Annotated in this window: 13 protein-coding genes; 12 read left to right on the forward strand and 1 reads right to left on the reverse strand. The window is 57.9% G+C overall.

The genetic code is table 11. The features are described from left to right. Positions 1–20: 20 nt before the first annotated feature. From ndk to NKJ21_RS23390, 10 genes are all read left to right on the forward strand, one after another. Positions 21–452 (forward strand): nucleoside-diphosphate kinase, encoded by a 432-nt coding sequence (ndk, locus tag NKJ21_RS23345; protein ID WP_004144312.1) that lies wholly within the window; start codon positions 21–23, stop codon positions 450–452. 483 nt (positions 453–935) lie between these two features. Then, positions 936–2102 carry a bifunctional tRNA (adenosine(37)-C2)-methyltransferase TrmG/ribosomal RNA large subunit methyltransferase RlmN gene (locus NKJ21_RS23350; protein WP_008803802.1) on the forward strand — a complete coding sequence of 389 codons (1167 nt, stop codon included), beginning with the start codon at positions 936–938 and terminating at the stop codon, positions 2100–2102. A gap of 276 nt (positions 2103–2378) precedes the next feature. Continuing rightward, a complete protein-coding gene (gene rodZ, locus NKJ21_RS23355; protein ID WP_008803804.1) occupies positions 2379–3371 on the forward strand; it encodes a cytoskeleton protein RodZ in 993 nt (330 codons plus the stop codon). 26 nt (positions 3372–3397) lie between these two features. Beyond that, positions 3398–4519, forward strand: coding sequence for a flavodoxin-dependent (E)-4-hydroxy-3-methylbut-2-enyl-diphosphate synthase (gene ispG, locus NKJ21_RS23360; protein WP_008803805.1), 1122 nt, complete (start codon positions 3398–3400; stop codon positions 4517–4519). Between the two features lie 91 nt (positions 4520–4610). Further along, positions 4611–5885: a histidine--tRNA ligase gene (hisS, locus tag NKJ21_RS23365; RefSeq protein ID WP_254733243.1), complete on the forward strand. Its 1275-nt coding sequence runs from the start codon at positions 4611–4613 to the stop codon at positions 5883–5885. 34 nt (positions 5886–5919) lie between these two features. Further along, positions 5920–6540, forward strand: coding sequence for a YfgM family protein (locus NKJ21_RS23370; protein WP_004201892.1), 621 nt, complete (start codon positions 5920–5922; stop codon positions 6538–6540). 10 nt (positions 6541–6550) lie between these two features. After that, positions 6551–7729: an outer membrane protein assembly factor BamB gene (gene bamB, locus NKJ21_RS23375; RefSeq protein ID WP_008803807.1), complete on the forward strand. Its 1179-nt coding sequence runs from the start codon at positions 6551–6553 to the stop codon at positions 7727–7729. Positions 7730–7842: 113 nt separating this feature from the next. Next, positions 7843–9321: a ribosome biogenesis GTPase Der gene (gene der / locus NKJ21_RS23380; protein ID WP_008803808.1), complete on the forward strand. Its 1479-nt coding sequence runs from the start codon at positions 7843–7845 to the stop codon at positions 9319–9321. Between the two features lie 117 nt (positions 9322–9438). After that, a complete protein-coding gene (locus tag NKJ21_RS23385) occupies positions 9439–10518 on the forward strand; it encodes a Gfo/Idh/MocA family oxidoreductase (protein ID WP_254733244.1) in 1080 nt (359 codons plus the stop codon). A gap of 49 nt (positions 10519–10567) precedes the next feature. Next, a complete protein-coding gene (locus NKJ21_RS23390) occupies positions 10568–10786 on the forward strand; it encodes a zinc ribbon domain-containing protein (RefSeq protein WP_004201901.1) in 219 nt (72 codons plus the stop codon). Here NKJ21_RS23390 and xseA read toward each other — a convergent pair. Next, positions 10770–12161, reverse strand: a complete 1392-nt coding sequence (gene xseA, locus NKJ21_RS23395) for an exodeoxyribonuclease VII large subunit (protein ID WP_023323097.1) — start codon at positions 12159–12161, stop codon at positions 10770–10772. The genes NKJ21_RS23390 and xseA overlap by 17 nt on opposite strands. Positions 12162–12319: 158 nt before the next feature. On the opposite strand from xseA, the gene guaB reads away from it, so the two are divergent. Together guaB and guaA are read left to right on the forward strand one after the other, a co-directional pair. After that, positions 12320–13786, forward strand: a complete 1467-nt coding sequence (gene guaB / locus NKJ21_RS23400; RefSeq protein ID WP_004151980.1) for an IMP dehydrogenase — start codon at positions 12320–12322, stop codon at positions 13784–13786. Between the two features lie 67 nt (positions 13787–13853). Further along, positions 13854–15431, forward strand: a complete 1578-nt coding sequence (guaA, locus tag NKJ21_RS23405; RefSeq protein ID WP_008803811.1) for a glutamine-hydrolyzing GMP synthase — start codon at positions 13854–13856, stop codon at positions 15429–15431. The last annotated feature ends 53 nt before the right edge of the window (positions 15432–15484 follow it).

Below are 15484 nucleotides of genomic sequence, written 5' to 3' on the forward strand. Positions count from 1 at the left end.
ACATTTAATTAGAGGTAATCATGGCTATTGAACGTACTTTTTCCATCATCAAACCAAACGCGGTGGCAAAAAACGTTATTGGCAGCATCTTTTCTCGCTTTGAAGCTGCAGGGTTCAAAATCGTCGGCACCAAAATGCTGCATCTGACCGTTGAGCAGGCTCGCGGTTTCTATGCTGAGCACGAAGGTCGTCCGTTCTTCGATGGTCTGGTTGAATTCATGACCTCCGGCCCGATCGTGGTTTCCGTCCTGGAAGGCGAAAATGCGGTTCAGCGTCACCGTGACCTGCTGGGCGCCACCAACCCGGCGAACGCTCTGGCCGGTACCCTGCGCGCTGACTACGCTGATAGCTTCACTGAGAACGGCACCCATGGTTCCGATTCTGTAGAATCCGCTGCTCGCGAAATCGCGTTCTTCTTTGCTGAAGGCGAGGTTTGCCCGCGCACTCGCTAATCTCCTGCGTCTTTCACGCCACAGCATTGTTGGCTTCCTTCGCGCACCCCGGTCACATAGTTATCTATGCTCCCGGGGATTTGCGAACTCGCCGCCTCGCTGTGACCTGAAATACTTTGGAGATACAAACCTCGTCTTTTCGACCGTCGCGGCGTTGGCTGCGCGCGTTCACCCCGGTCACATAGTTATCTATGCTCCCGGGGATTAATGAGAGGCTCCTGCCTCTCACCGGAGGCCAGCCTACGGCTGGTCAAATTCGTTCCCGACGAATTTGTCACTTGCTTGCCGCCTTGCGACAATCGAAAAGCCTTAGAGGATTGAGCAGTCAGTTACAGATTTTTTATCATTGCTTTGTGCAAACGTGGCAATGATGCGCCAGAATTTGTAGAATATAGCGCCCCTGGACGAGCAGTCGCTCTCCGGGGCGTTTCTTTTTCAACCCACCTGGGGCCATAACGTGTAATAACGAGGCCGGAAAACATTATGTCTGAACAAATTGTCACGCCTGATACCGCCGCTCTGACGGTGCCGAATAAAGATGCCAAAATCAACCTGCTGGATTTAAACCGTCAGCAGATGCGCGAGTTTTTTAAAAACATGGGCGAGAAGCCTTTCCGCGCCGATCAGGTGATGAAATGGATGTATCACTACTGCTGCGACGACTTTGATGAAATGACCGACATCAACAAAGTCCTGCGCGGCAAACTGAAAGAAGTCGCTGAGATCCGTGCCCCGGAAGTGGTGGAAGAGCAACGCTCAACCGACGGCACCATCAAATGGGCGATCGCCGTTGGCGATCAGCGCGTCGAGACCGTCTATATCCCGGAAGAAGACCGCGCCACCCTGTGCGTCTCTTCACAGGTAGGCTGCGCGCTGGAATGTAAATTCTGCTCCACCGCTCAGCAGGGCTTTAACCGCAACCTGCGTGTGTCCGAAATTATCGGCCAGGTCTGGCGCGCGGCGAAAATCGTCGGCGCGGTGAAGACCACCGGCGTGCGTCCGATCACCAACGTGGTAATGATGGGCATGGGCGAGCCGCTGCTGAACCTCAACAACGTCGTCCCGGCGATGGAAATCATGCTGGATGACTTCGGTTTTGGTCTCTCCAAACGTCGCGTCACCCTGTCGACGTCTGGCGTGGTGCCGGCGCTGGATAAGCTCGGCGATATGATCGACGTTGCGCTGGCGATTTCCCTGCACGCGCCGAACGACACCATTCGTGACGAAATCGTCCCGATCAACAAAAAATACAACATCGAGACCTTCCTCAACTCGGTGCGTGGTTATATTTCGAAGTCCAACGCCAACCAGGGCCGGGTGACCATCGAGTACGTCATGCTGGATCACGTCAACGACGGTACCGAGCACGCCCACGAGCTGGCGGCGCTGCTGAAGGACACCCCGTGCAAGATCAACCTGATCCCATGGAACCCCTTCCCGGGGGCGCCTTACGGCCGTAGCTCCAACAGCCGCATCGACCGTTTCTCCAAGGTCCTGATGGAATATGGATTTACGACCATCGTGCGTAAAACCCGCGGTGACGATATTGATGCCGCCTGCGGCCAGCTGGCGGGCGATGTTATTGACCGTACCAAGCGCACGCTGCGTAAGCGGATGCAGGGTGAAGCGATTGACGTAAAAGCGGTCTGACAAATGATGACCCGTGCAGCACAGGCGGCGCGGGTCATATTTATGACCAATAACCAGGCGAAATACGCTGATTCAGTTAATAATTACGGTGCGTTTTTGTCGACTTTGAGGCAGTATGTAGCGGCACAACAACCGCTTAGCATTCAATTTTGATTCGTCTCTGTGATCGCGCGCCTGACAGTCCTATACTGTGAGGCTGACGTACCACAGATGTCTCGCGGCGCCGGCGTTTTCCCGCGCTGAACTTTAAATTTCACGTACCAGTAGTTGTAGCGAATGAATACTGAAGCCACTCAAGATCATCAAGAAGCAAACACCACGGGCGCGCGTTTGCGTCACGCCCGCGAACAACTCGGACTTAGCCAGCAAGCGGTGGCCGAACGCTTATGCCTGAAGGTGTCCACGGTTCGTGATATTGAAGACGATAAGGCACCTGCCGACCTCGCCTCCACCTTCCTGCGCGGTTACATCCGCTCCTACGCTCGCCTCGTACATATCCCTGAAGAAGAACTGCTGCCGATGATGGCCAAGCAAGCACCTATCCGTGCGGCAAAGGTCGCGCCAATGCAGAGCTTCTCTTTAGGCAAGCGTCGCAAAAAGCGCGATGGCTGGCTGATGAGCTTTACCTGGCTGGTGCTGTTTGTGGTTATCGGCCTGAGCGGTGCCTGGTGGTGGCAAGACCATAAGGCGCAGCAGGAAGAGATCTCGACCATGGCCGATCAGTCTTCCGCTGAGCTGAACGGCGGTGACGCCAACAGCCAGAACGTGCCGCTGGATACCAGCGCGCCGGTAGACTCAGGCACCGATAGCGCCGCGAACAGCGCGCCAACCGATACCGCCAGCACACCGACCACCAGCGCCCCGGCTCAGACGCCAGCGGACAATAACGCGGTCGTGGCACCTTCTCAGGCTAATGTCGATACCGCCGGAACGGCCCCGACGACCCCGGCAACGCCGGCCTCGCCGTTACCGACCGATCAGGCGAACGTCACGACCCCAGCGGCGTCGGCACAGGATCTGGTGATGAACTTTTCCGCCGACTGCTGGCTGGAAGTGAGCGATGCCACCGGTAAAAAACTGTTCAGCGGCCTGCAGCGTAAAGGCGGCAACCTGAACCTGAGCGGTCAGGCGCCGTATAAACTGAAAATTGGCGCCCCGGCAGCGGTACAGATCCAGTTCCTCGGCAAGCCAGTCGATTTGAGTCGTTTTATCAGAACTAACCAGGTTGCGCGTCTGACCCTCAATGCCGAACAATCACCGGCGCAGTAACAGACGGGTAACGCGGGAGATTTTTCATGCATAACCAGGCTCCGATTCAACGTAGAAAATCTAAACGTATTTACGTTGGTAATGTGCCAATTGGCGATGGGGCCCCCATCGCCGTCCAGTCAATGACCAATACGCGTACCACCGATGTGGCCGCGACGGTAAGCCAAATCAAAGCGTTAGAGCGCGTCGGCGCGGACATCGTCCGCGTCTCTGTTCCGACGATGGATGCCGCCGAAGCGTTCAAACTGATCAAACAGCAGGTCAACGTCCCGCTGGTCGCCGATATCCATTTTGACTACCGTATCGCGCTGAAAGTCGCCGAATACGGTGTTGACTGCCTGCGTATCAACCCGGGCAACATCGGCAACGAAGAGCGCATTCGCACGGTTGTGGACTGCGCACGCGATAAAAACATTCCTATCCGCATCGGCGTCAACGCCGGCTCGCTGGAAAAAGATCTGCAGGAAAAATATGGCGAGCCGACGCCGCAGGCGCTGCTCGAATCTGCTATGCGCCACGTCGATCATCTCGATCGCCTCAACTTCGATCAGTTTAAAGTCAGCGTTAAAGCCTCCGACGTCTTCCTGGCGGTAGAGTCTTATCGCCTGCTGGCGAAACAGATCGATCAGCCGCTGCATCTCGGGATCACCGAAGCGGGTGGGGCACGCAGCGGCGCGGTGAAGTCCGCGATCGGCCTGGGCCTGCTGTTATCCGAGGGGATCGGCGATACGCTGCGCGTCTCGCTGGCGGCGGATCCGGTGGAAGAGATCAAGGTCGGCTTCGATATCCTCAAGTCCCTGCGCATTCGTGCTCGCGGCATTAACTTCATTGCCTGCCCAACCTGCTCGCGTCAGGAGTTTGACGTTATCGGTACGGTCAACGCCCTGGAGCAGCGTCTGGAAGATATCATCACCCCGATGGATGTTTCGATCATCGGCTGCGTGGTGAATGGTCCGGGCGAAGCGCTGGTCTCCACCCTCGGCGTGACCGGCGGCAACAAGAAAAGCGGCCTTTATGAAGACGGCGTGCGTAAAGATCGACTGGACAACGACGACATGATCGACCAGCTGGAAGCGCGTATTCGTGCCAAAGCCTCGATGCTCGATGAAGCCCGTCGTATTGACGTTCAACAGCTTGAAGCAAAATAACGTGTTGGGAAGCGATACGCTTCCCGTGTATGATTGAACCTGCGGGCGCAAGGCGCCGGGGTTCATTTTTGTATATATAAAGAGAATAAACGTGGCAAAGAACATTCAAGCCATCCGTGGCATGAACGATTATCTGCCGGGCGAAACCGCTCTCTGGCAGCGCATTGAAGGCTCACTGAAGCAGGTGCTCGGTAGCTACGGTTACAGCGAAATCCGTTTGCCGATTGTAGAGCAGACCCCGTTATTCAAACGCGCGATCGGCGAAGTGACCGACGTGGTTGAAAAAGAGATGTACACCTTTGAGGACCGCAACGGCGACAGCCTGACGCTGCGTCCGGAAGGGACGGCGGGCTGCGTACGTGCCGGCATCGAACATGGTCTGCTGTACAATCAAGAACAGCGTCTGTGGTACGTCGGGCCAATGTTCCGCCACGAGCGTCCGCAGAAAGGTCGCTACCGCCAGTTCCACCAGATCGGCGCCGAAGTGTTTGGCCTGCAGGGCCCGGACATCGATGCCGAGCTGATTATGCTGACCGCGCGCTGGTGGCGTGAGCTGGGCATCTCCGATCACGTCAGCCTTGAGCTGAACTCCATCGGTTCGCTGGAAGCGCGTGCCAACTACCGCGACGCGCTGGTCGCTTACCTGGAGCAGTTTACCGATAAGCTGGATGAAGACAGCAAACGCCGGATGTACACCAACCCGCTGCGGGTGCTGGACTCCAAGAACCCGGACGTGCAGGCGCTGCTGCACGACGCGCCGGCGCTCGGCGACTACCTCGACGAAGAGTCGAAAACCCACTTTGCCGGCCTGTGCGCGCTGCTCGACGATGCCGGGATCCGCTACACCGTCAACCAGCGTCTGGTACGCGGCCTCGACTACTATAACCGTACCGTGTTCGAGTGGGTAACCACCAGCCTCGGTTCCCAGGGCACCGTCTGCGCCGGCGGCCGCTACGACGGTCTGGTTGAGCAGCTTGGCGGTCGTGCCACCCCGGGCGTGGGCTTTGCTATGGGGCTGGAACGTCTTGTTTTACTGGTCCAGGCAGTGAATCCGGAATTTAAAGCCGATCCTGTTGTCGATATATACCTGGTAGCCTCCGGGACCGATACTCAGTCTGCTGCAATGCGTCTGGCTGAGCAGGTTCGCGATGCGCTGCCCGGCGTCAAGCTGATGACCAACCACGGCGGCGGCAACTTTAAGAAGCAGTTTGCCCGCGCCGATAAGTGGGGCGCCCGTATCGCCCTGGTGGTCGGTGAGTCAGAGATCGCTGACGGAAACGTGGTAGTGAAGGATTTACGCTCAGGTGAGCAAACTACCGTAACGCAGGAGAGCGTTGCCGCGCATTTGCGCACACTTCTGGGTTAATCTCCCGGGAATTATTAGTCAGGAGAAGGACTGCGTGGAAACTTTTAACAACGAGAACGATCAGGTCGATGCGCTGAAGCGCTTCTTTGCCGAAAACGGCAAAGCGCTGGCGGTCGGGGTGATTTTAGGGATTGGCGCGCTGGTTGGCTGGCGCTACTGGACCTCCCATCAGCAGGATACGGCCAGAGACGCGTCTCTGGCTTACGAACAGGCGACTTCCGCGCTGAAATCGAATACGCCAGAAGTACTGTCAGGGGCGGAGAAATTCGCGGCTGACAATAAAAATACCTACGGCGCCTTCGCCTCTCTCGAGCTGGCACAGCATTTTGTTGAACAGAACGATCTGCCTAACGCTGAAAAGCAGCTGCAGCAGGGGCTGGCGGCCGCGTCTGATGATAACCTGAAATCGGTTATCAGCATGCGTCTTGCCCGCGTTCAGCTGCAGATGAAACAGGCTGATGCGGCGCTGAAAACCCTCGACAGCATCAAAGGTGAGGGCTGGACCGCCATTGTGGCCGATTTGCGCGGCGAAATTCTGTTGAGCAAAGGCGATAAGCAAGGGGCCCGTGCGGCGTGGGAAGCTGGCGTGAAAAGCGATGCTTCTCCTGCGCTCAGCGAAATGATGCGTATGAAAATGAATAATTTGTCCATCTGAGAGGGACTCGATGCAATTGCGTAAATTACTTTTGCCAGGGCTGCTTTCCGTTACCTTGCTGAGCGGGTGTTCGCTGTTTAATAGCGAAGAAGATGTGGTGAAAATGTCACCGCTGCCGACGGTAGAAAACCAGTTTACGCCGTCCACGTCCTGGAGCACCTCGGTTGGCGATGGTATCGGCGAATTTTACTCTAACCTTCATCCGGCCTTCGCCGACGGCGTAGTGTATGCTGCTGACCGTAAAGGCACCGTCAAAGCGCTGAACGCGGACGACGGCAAAGAGGTGTGGTCTGTGAACCTGGCGGAGAAAGATGGCTGGTTCTCGCGCGTGCCAGCGCTGCTTTCCGGCGGTGTGACCGTCTCTGGCGGCCATGTTTATATTGGCAGTGAGAAAGCGCAGCTGTATGCGCTGAATACCAGCGATGGTACCGTTGCCTGGCAAACCCGCGTTGCTGGCGAGGCGCTGTCGCGTCCGGTGGTGAGCGATGGCATGGTGCTGGTGCATACCAGTAACGGCCAGCTGCAGGCGTTGAATGAGACCGATGGTGCCGTGAAGTGGACCGTTAACCTCGATATGCCGGCACTCTCCCTGCGCGGCGAGTCTGCGCCTGCGACCGCTTATGGCGCGGCGATCGTCGGAGGCGACAACGGCCGCGTCAGTGCAGTATTGATGCAGCAGGGGCAGATGATTTGGCAGCAGCGTATTTCTACGGCCACCGGCCCGACGGAAATTGACCGCCTGAACGACGTCGACACGACGCCGATCATCGTTAACGGTGTGGTTTATGCGCTGGCTTATAACGGTAACCTGACCGCGCTGGACCTGCGTAGCGGCCAGATTATGTGGAAACGCGAGCTGGGTTCGGTGAATGATTTCATCGTCGATGGTAACCGTATCTACCTGGTTGACCAGAACGATCGCCTGCTGGCACTGACCACCGATGGTGGTGTGACCCTGTGGACGCAAAGCGATCTGCTGCACCGTTTGCTGACCGCGCCGGTGTTGTATAATGGCAATCTGGTCGTCGGTGATAGCGAAGGCTACATGCACTGGGTGAATCCGGAAGATGGCCATTTTGTGGCACAGCAGAAAGTCGATAGTTCCGGCTTCCTGACCGATCCGGTGGTTGCAGATGGTCGACTGCTGATCCAGGCGAAAGACGGTACGCTGTACGCTATTACGCGTTAATTACCGCTGTCGTGAATGATTAAGAAACGGCCCCTGGCAGACAGGGGCCGTTTTGACTTTTTTAAAAACGTCGTTAAGACGATGTTGCTTAGTGATTGTATGAGGCATTTAACATGATACCTGTGGTCGCGCTTGTCGGGCGCCCTAACGTTGGAAAATCCACGCTCTTTAACCGCCTGACGCGCACTCGTGATGCGCTGGTTGCGGATTTCCCGGGGCTGACTCGTGACCGTAAGTACGGTCGGGCCGAAGTCGAAGGCCGCGAATTCATCTGTATCGATACCGGTGGTATTGATGGTACGGAAGAGGGCGTGGAAACCCGGATGGCGGAGCAGTCGCTGTTGGCTATCGAAGAGGCCGATGTGGTGCTGTTTATGGTCGATGCGCGCGCAGGCCTGATGCCGGCGGACATCGCCATCGCTAAACATCTGCGCTCTCGTGAAAAGCCCACCTTCCTGGTGGCCAATAAAACCGACGGCATCGATGTCGACCAGGCGATGGCGGACTTCTGGTCCTTAGGCCTGGGTGATATCTATCCTATCGCTGCTTCGCACGGCCGCGGCGTGACCAGCCTGCTGGAGCAGGCCCTGCTGCCATGGGTGGATGAGATCAGCCCGCAGGAAGAGGTGGATGAAGACGCCGAATACTGGGCAAAATTCGAAGCCGAGCAGAATGGTGAAGCGGAAGAAGAGCCGGAGGACGACTTCAATCCGCAGGATCTGCCGATCAAGCTGGCGATTGTTGGACGCCCTAACGTCGGTAAATCAACCCTCACCAACCGCATCCTCGGTGAAGATCGCGTGGTGGTTTACGATATGCCGGGCACCACCCGCGACAGTATTTACATCCCGATGCAGCGTGACGAGCGTGAATATGTGCTCATCGATACCGCCGGGGTACGTAAGCGCGGGAAAATCACCGACGTCGTGGAAAAGTTCTCGGTGATCAAAACGCTGCAGGCGATTGAAGACGCCAACGTCGTGCTGCTGGTGATCGATGCTCGCGAAGGGATCTCCGATCAGGACCTCTCGCTGCTGGGCTTTATCCTCAACAGCGGTCGTTCGCTGGTGATCGTTGTCAACAAGTGGGATGGCCTGAGTCAGGAAGTGAAGGAGCAGGTGAAGGAGACCCTCGACTATCGTCTGGGCTTTATCGACTTTGCCCGGGTGCACTTCATCTCCGCCCTGCACGGCAGCGGCGTAGGCAACCTGTTTGAATCGGTACGCGAAGCCTACGACAGCGCTACGCGCCGCGTAAGCACCGCGATGCTGACCCGGATCATGAACATGGCGGCGGAAGATCATCAGCCACCGCTGGTGCGTGGCCGTCGCGTGAAGCTGAAATATGCCCACGCCGGGGGCTACAACCCGCCTATCGTGGTGATCCACGGTAACCAGGTGAAGGATCTGCCGGATTCCTACAAGCGCTACCTGATGAACTACTTCCGTAAATCCCTGGACGTGATGGGTACGCCAATCCGGATCCAGTTCAAGGAAGGGGAAAACCCGTTCGCCAACAAGCGCAACACCCTGACGCCGAACCAGATGCGTAAACGTAAGCGCTTGATCAAGCACATCAAGAAAAGCAAATAATCATTAAACCCGCTTCGGCGGGTTTTTTGTGGCCGCCATGCCGGTAAATGTCAAAACCTTCCGCCATAATCCCGCGATACTTCGCGGGGAACAGAGCGGCTCAAAGGTGGACTTACTATGCAGATTGGTTTTATCGGCCTCGGCGCGGTGGTGGAAACCGCCTATTTACCGGCGCTGCGTCGCCTGGGATACCGTATTGACAGCTGCCATGGCTATGATCTGGACAGCAGCAGAGCGCTGCCGGGGATCCAGCGCTGTAATTCGCTGTCGGCACTGCTGGCCGAACCTCTGGATACGCTCTTCATTACCACCTCATCACTTCAGCATCTGCCCGTGCTGGAGAGGGCGTTAGCCAGCGGCATTTCCCGCATCGTGGTGGAAAAGCCGATCGTGGCCAACCTTGAGCAGGCCGCCCGGCTGCGGGCGCTGCTGGCGCCGCCTGAGCAGGCCGCGCGGGTGCTGGCACTTGACCACTGGATGGCGCGAGGCGTTGCGCTGAACGCTCCTGGCCCGCGGTGGCGGGCGGAAGGGGAGGCCAGCCGCCTGCCTCCGCCGAACCTGTCAGCGCAGGATATCGTCTGGCTCGAAGGCTATTTACAGGAGCCAAGCGGCTTTAACGCTGCCGGAGAGCCGGTCGCGCTCAATTTTGCCACCGGGGAGCTGGATACCCGGCAGCTGCGTCACCCTGATGGGGTGATCCTTGATATCGGCACCCATGTCCTGGCGATGCTCCGCGAAACCCTGCACGCCAGCGGAAGCGATACGGCGCTGAGCCTTTCCCTTCGGGTGGCGAAAGACCGACTCGGCCATGACATTGCCCCTGGGGATACGGTCACCGCAGAGGGGGAGGCGCATCTGCAGGGAACCCTCGGAACTATCCCGCTTAATATCTGGCTAAACAAATACGCGGGCCCCGCGGGCGGGCAAAAGGGAATGCGGATAGGGCTGCGGGACGGGCGAATCCTCATCCTCGACCGCTCCCCTGAGGGCGAAGTGGTGACGCTGCACGACGGCGAGCGGATCCAGCGCTGGACCCGCCCCGGGACGATCTATTCGCACTGCCTCGATGAGCAGATCCTCGGCGCGGATAATCTGTTTATCCGGGCGCCCGACAGCGTGGCCGGGTTGACGCGACGTCGGCTTGAGGAAGTGGAATGGCTGCTCCGGCTACAGCAGCAATTACGCGGCCCTCATTAAACCCGGAACATGATAAAATAGGTGCAGATAAACGTTGAAAGGAATGGTTATGGAACTTGATTGCCCTCTGTGCCACGCGCCGTTAGATGTCAAAGGCAGCAGCGCGCATTGCGCCCAGTGCGAAAGGGTATTTGCCCTCGAGGCCCGCTGCCCGGAATGCCACCAGCCGCTGGAGGTGCTCAAGGCGTGCGGCGCGGTGGATTACTTTTGCCAGCATGGGCATGGCCTGATCTCGAAAAAACGGGTGGAATTTATTCCGCTGGTTTAGCGGGTGAAGGCTTTCTGGCCCGCGTTTTTTTCACCGGCGCGATCTGCTTCACTTCGCTTTCGACCCAGCCGTCTTTCAGGCGGGTGGTGAGCAGATCGCCGGTTTTGACCTGTTTTGTCTGCTTTAGCACCGTACCGTCATTCACCGAGGTGACGCTGTAGCCGCGCGCCAGAGTGGCTAAGGGACTCACCGCCTCCAGATGGGTCACCGCGTTGCCAAACCGTTCACGCCGCTCGCTGAGGCGGCCACGCATATTTTCCGCCAGCCGGTATTCCAGCTGCTGGATCCGCGATTGCGCCCGGTGGATCCGTGGCTGCGGGTTGTAGTGATCCAGACGTTGAACGGTGCGCTTTTGCCGCTGTTCGGCGCGCTTAAGCTGCGATTCCACGGCGATGCGCATCCGCTGGCGCAGGCGTTCCAGGGCGGTCTGCTGGCGGGCCAAGCGCAGCTGCGGATGCTGTTGCTGCAGGCGATGGAACAGCTGGGTAAAACGGCGCTGGCGACTGGCGAGGAAATAGTCCATCGCCATCTCCAGACGCTGCTGTCCGGACTGCAGCTGGCGCAGCAGCTCCTGCTGATTGCGGCTGACGATCTCCGCGGCGGCTGAGGGAGTCGGTGCTCGCAGGTCGGCAACAAAATCGGCGATCGTGACGTCGGTTTCATGGCCGACGGCGCTAACGATAGGGATCTGGCTGGCGAAAATAGCCCGTGCCACCCGTTCATCGTTAAAACTCCACAGATCCTCCAGCGAACCGCCGCCGCGTCCGACAATCAGTACGTCACACTCCTGGCGCGCGTTGGCCAGCGCGATGGCGCGCACAATCTGCCCGGGGGCGTCGTCACCCTGGACCGCGGTTGGGTAGATGATCACCGGCAGCCCGGGATCGCGGCGCCTGAGAACATGGAGAATATCGTGCAGCGCCGCACCGGTTTTCGAGGTGATGACGCCGACGCAGTGGGCGGGTGAGGGGAGCGCCTGCTTATGTTTTTGCTCGAACAGTCCTTCCGCCGTTAACTGCGCTTTGAGCTGCTCATACTTCTGCTGTAATAACCCTTCGCCGGCGGGCTGCATGCTTTCGACGATAATCTGGTAGTCGCCGCGCGGCTCATACAGGGTGATGTTGGCGCGAACCAGCACCTGCTGCCCGTGCTGTGGGCGAAACGTCACCCGGCGGTTGCTGTTGCGGAACATCGCGCAGCGCACCTGGGCGTTATCGTCTTTTAAGGTGAAGTACCAGTGGCCGGAAGAAGGCTGGCTGAAGTTAGAGATCTCGCCGCTGATCCAAACCTGGCCCATTTCGCGCTCAAGCAGCAGACGCACCGTCTGATTGAGGCGGCTTACGGTAAAAATTGCGGGGGATTGAGAGGGTAACATGTGAGCAAGATCAAACTTTAAATCAGCAGGTTATTCAGTCGATAGTAACGCGCTCAGAGGGGATGGCAAGTATTATTTGCAAAAAAGGGTAGATGCAATCGGTTACGCTCTGTATAATGCCACGGCAATATTTATCCACCCTGGTCGAGATATTGCCCATGCTACGTATCGCTAAAGAAGCCCTGACGTTTGACGACGTCCTCCTCGTTCCCGCTCATTCTACCGTTCTGCCGAATACTGCCGATCTCAGCACTCAGCTGACGAAAACCATTCGTCTGAATATTCCTATGCTCTCCGCAGCCATGGATACCGTAACGGAAGCGCGTCTGGCTATTGCCCTGGCACAGGAAGGCGGCATCGGCTTTATTCACAAAAACATGTCCATCGAGCGCCAGGCGGAAGAAGTTCGTCGCGTGAAGAAACATGAGTCCGGCGTGGTCACCGACCCGCAGACCGTTCTGCCAACCACCACCCTGCGTGAAGTGAAAGAGCTGACCGAGCGTAACGGCTTCGCCGGCTACCCGGTGGTTACCGAAGAGAACGAGCTGGTCGGTATCATCACTGGCCGCGACGTGCGTTTCGTCACCGATTTGAACCAGCCGGTCAGCGTCTATATGACCCCGAAAGAGCGTCTGGTTACCGTACGTGAAGGCGAAAGCCGCGAGGTGGTCTTCGCTAAGATGCACGAAAAACGCGTTGAGAAGGCGCTGGTCGTGGATGAGAGCTTCCACCTGCGCGGCATGATCACTGTTAAAGATTTCCAGAAAGCAGAACGTAAACCGAATGCCTGTAAAGATGAGCAGGGCCGTCTGCGCGTAGGCGCGGCGGTCGGCGCCGGTGCCGGCAACGAAGAGCGCGTTGACGCGCTGGTAGCCGCGGGCGTTGACGTTCTGCTGATCGACTCCTCGCACGGTCATTCTGAAGGCGTCCTGCAGCGCATTCGTGAAACCCGCGCGAAATACCCGGACCTGCAAATCATCGGCGGCAACGTGGCCACCGGTGCAGGCGCGCGCGCGCTGGCGGAAGCCGGTTGCAGCGCGGTGAAAGTGGGTATCGGCCCGGGCTCCATCTGTACGACCCGTATCGTCACCGGTGTGGGCGTGCCGCAGATCACCGCCGTTTCCGACGCGGTGGAAGCACTGGAAGGGACCGGTATTCCGGTTATCGCTGACGGCGGTATCCGTTTCTCCGGCGATATCGCCAAAGCCATCGCTGCCGGCGCGGCCGCGGTGATGGTCGGCTCTATGCTGGCGGGTACCGAAGAATCCCCGGGTGAAATCGAACTCTACCAGGGCCGTTCTTACAAATCCTACCGCGGCATGGGCTCTCTTGGCGCGATGTCTAAAGGCTCCTCTGACCGCTACTTCCAGAGCGATAACGCTGCTGACAAACTGGTGCCGGAAGGTATCGAAGGCCGCGTGGCCTATAAAGGTCGCCTGAAAGAGATTATTCACCAGCAGATGGGCGGTTTGCGTTCCTGTATGGGTCTGACCGGCTGTGGTACCATTGACCTGCTGCGTACCAAAGCTGAATTCGTACGCATCAGCGGTGCGGGCATTCAGGAAAGCCACGTTCACGACGTGACCATCACCAAAGAGTCCCCGAACTACCGTCTGGGCTCCTGATTTCTTCGCCCGACCTAGCGTCGGGCGATTTATTTACTCTGTTTCACTTGCCTCGGAATTAGCGTCAATGACGGAAAACATTCATAAACATCGCATTCTCATCCTCGACTTCGGCTCTCAGTATACTCAGCTGGTGGCGCGTCGCGTGCGTGAGCTGGGCGTCTACTGTGAGCTGTGGGCGTGGGATGTCACAGAAGCACAGATCCGCGAATTCAATCCAAGCGGCATCATTCTTTCCGGCGGCCCGGAAAGTACTACCGAAGAGAACAGCCCGCGCGCGCCGCAGTATGTGTTTGAAGCCGGCGTGCCGGTATTTGGCGTCTGCTACGGCATGCAGACCATGGCGATGCAGCTGGGCGGCCATGTGGAAGGTTCTAACGAGCGTGAGTTTGGCTACGCGCAGGTTGAAGTGGTTAACGACAGCGCGCTGGTGCGCGGTATCGAAGACTCCCTGACCGCGGACGGCAAACCGTTGCTGGACGTGTGGATGAGCCACGGCGACAAAGTTACCGCCATCCCGTCTGACTTCGTCACCGTCGCCAGCACCGACAACTGCCCGTTTGCCATTATGGCCAACGAAGAAAAACGCTTCTACGGCGTGCAGTTCCACCCGGAAGTCACCCACACCCGTCAGGGGATGCGTATGCTGGAGCGCTTCGTGCGCGACATCTGCCAGTGCGAAGCCCTGTGGACTCCGGCGAAAATCATCGACGACGCCGTCGAGCGTATCCGCCAGCAGGTTGGCGATGACAAAGTGATCCTCGGCCTCTCCGGCGGCGTGGACTCCTCCGTGACCGCGATGCTGCTGCACCGCGCCATCGGCAAAAACCTGACCTGCGTATTCGTGGATAACGGCCTCCTGCGTCTGAATGAAGCGCAGCAGGTGATGGACATGTTTGGCGACCACTTTGGCCTGAACATTGTTCACGTCGAAGGCGAGCAGCGCTTCCTCGACGCGCTGAAAGGCGAGAACGATCCGGAAGCGAAACGTAAAATCATCGGCCGCGTCTTCGTGGAAGTGTTCGACGAAGAAGCGCTGAAGCTGGACGACGTCAAATGGCTGGCGCAGGGTACCATCTACCCTGACGTTATCGAATCTGCCGCTTCCGCTACCGGTAAAGCGCACGTCATCAAATCTCACCACAACGTGGGCGGCCTGCCGAAAGAGATGAAGATGGGGCTGGTTGAGCCGCTGCGTGAGCTGTTCAAAGACGAAGTGCGTAAGATCGGTCTGGAACTGGGCCTGCCGTACGATATGCTCTACCGTCACCCGTTCCCGGGCCCGGGCCTCGGCGTGCGCGTGCTGGGCGAAGTGAAGAAAGAGTACTGCGACCTGCTGCGTCGTGCGGACGCTATCTTCATCGAAGAGCTGCACAAAGCTGACCTGTACAACAAAGTGAGTCAGGCGTTTACCGTGTTCCTGCCGGTTCGTTCCGTCGGCGTGATGGGCGATGGGCGTAAATACGACTGGGTCGTTTCCCTGCGTGCGGTGGAAACCATCGACTTTATGACCGCGCACTGGGCGCACCTGCCGTATGATTTCCTCGGCCGCGTCTCTAACCGCATTATCAATGAAGTGAACGGTATCTCCCGCGTGGTGTATGACATCAGCGGTAAGCCGCCAGCAACGATTGAGTGGGAATGATCCCCGTCGTTAGCTGAATGAAACGAAACCCTCTGTTTTTACAGAGGGTTTTT

Origin of the sequence: Klebsiella sp. SWET4, from assembly GCF_024296565.1 — a bacterium.
Taxonomy (GTDB): domain Bacteria; phylum Pseudomonadota; class Gammaproteobacteria; order Enterobacterales; family Enterobacteriaceae; genus Klebsiella; species Klebsiella variicola.

Excerpts from the sequence above, each read along its gene's own strand:
- ndk (WP_004144312.1), top strand. The coding sequence starts at position 21 with ATGGCTATTGAACGTACTTTTTCCATCATCAAACCAAACGCGGTGGCA.
- NKJ21_RS23350 (WP_008803802.1), top strand. The coding sequence starts at position 936 with ATGTCTGAACAAATTGTCACGCCTGATACCGCCGCTCTGACGGTGCCG.
- rodZ (WP_008803804.1), top strand. The coding sequence starts at position 2,379 with ATGAATACTGAAGCCACTCAAGATCATCAAGAAGCAAACACCACGGGC.
- ispG (WP_008803805.1), top strand. The coding sequence starts at position 3,398 with ATGCATAACCAGGCTCCGATTCAACGTAGAAAATCTAAACGTATTTAC.
- bamB (WP_008803807.1), top strand. The coding sequence starts at position 6,551 with ATGCAATTGCGTAAATTACTTTTGCCAGGGCTGCTTTCCGTTACCTTG.
- der (WP_008803808.1), top strand. The coding sequence starts at position 7,843 with ATGATACCTGTGGTCGCGCTTGTCGGGCGCCCTAACGTTGGAAAATCC.
- NKJ21_RS23385 (WP_254733244.1), top strand. The coding sequence starts at position 9,439 with ATGCAGATTGGTTTTATCGGCCTCGGCGCGGTGGTGGAAACCGCCTAT.
- NKJ21_RS23390 (WP_004201901.1), top strand. The coding sequence starts at position 10,568 with ATGGAACTTGATTGCCCTCTGTGCCACGCGCCGTTAGATGTCAAAGGC.
- xseA (WP_023323097.1), bottom strand. The coding sequence starts at position 12,161 with ATGTTACCCTCTCAATCCCCCGCAATTTTTACCGTAAGCCGCCTCAAT.
- guaB (WP_004151980.1), top strand. The coding sequence starts at position 12,320 with ATGCTACGTATCGCTAAAGAAGCCCTGACGTTTGACGACGTCCTCCTC.
- guaA (WP_008803811.1), top strand. The coding sequence starts at position 13,854 with ATGACGGAAAACATTCATAAACATCGCATTCTCATCCTCGACTTCGGC.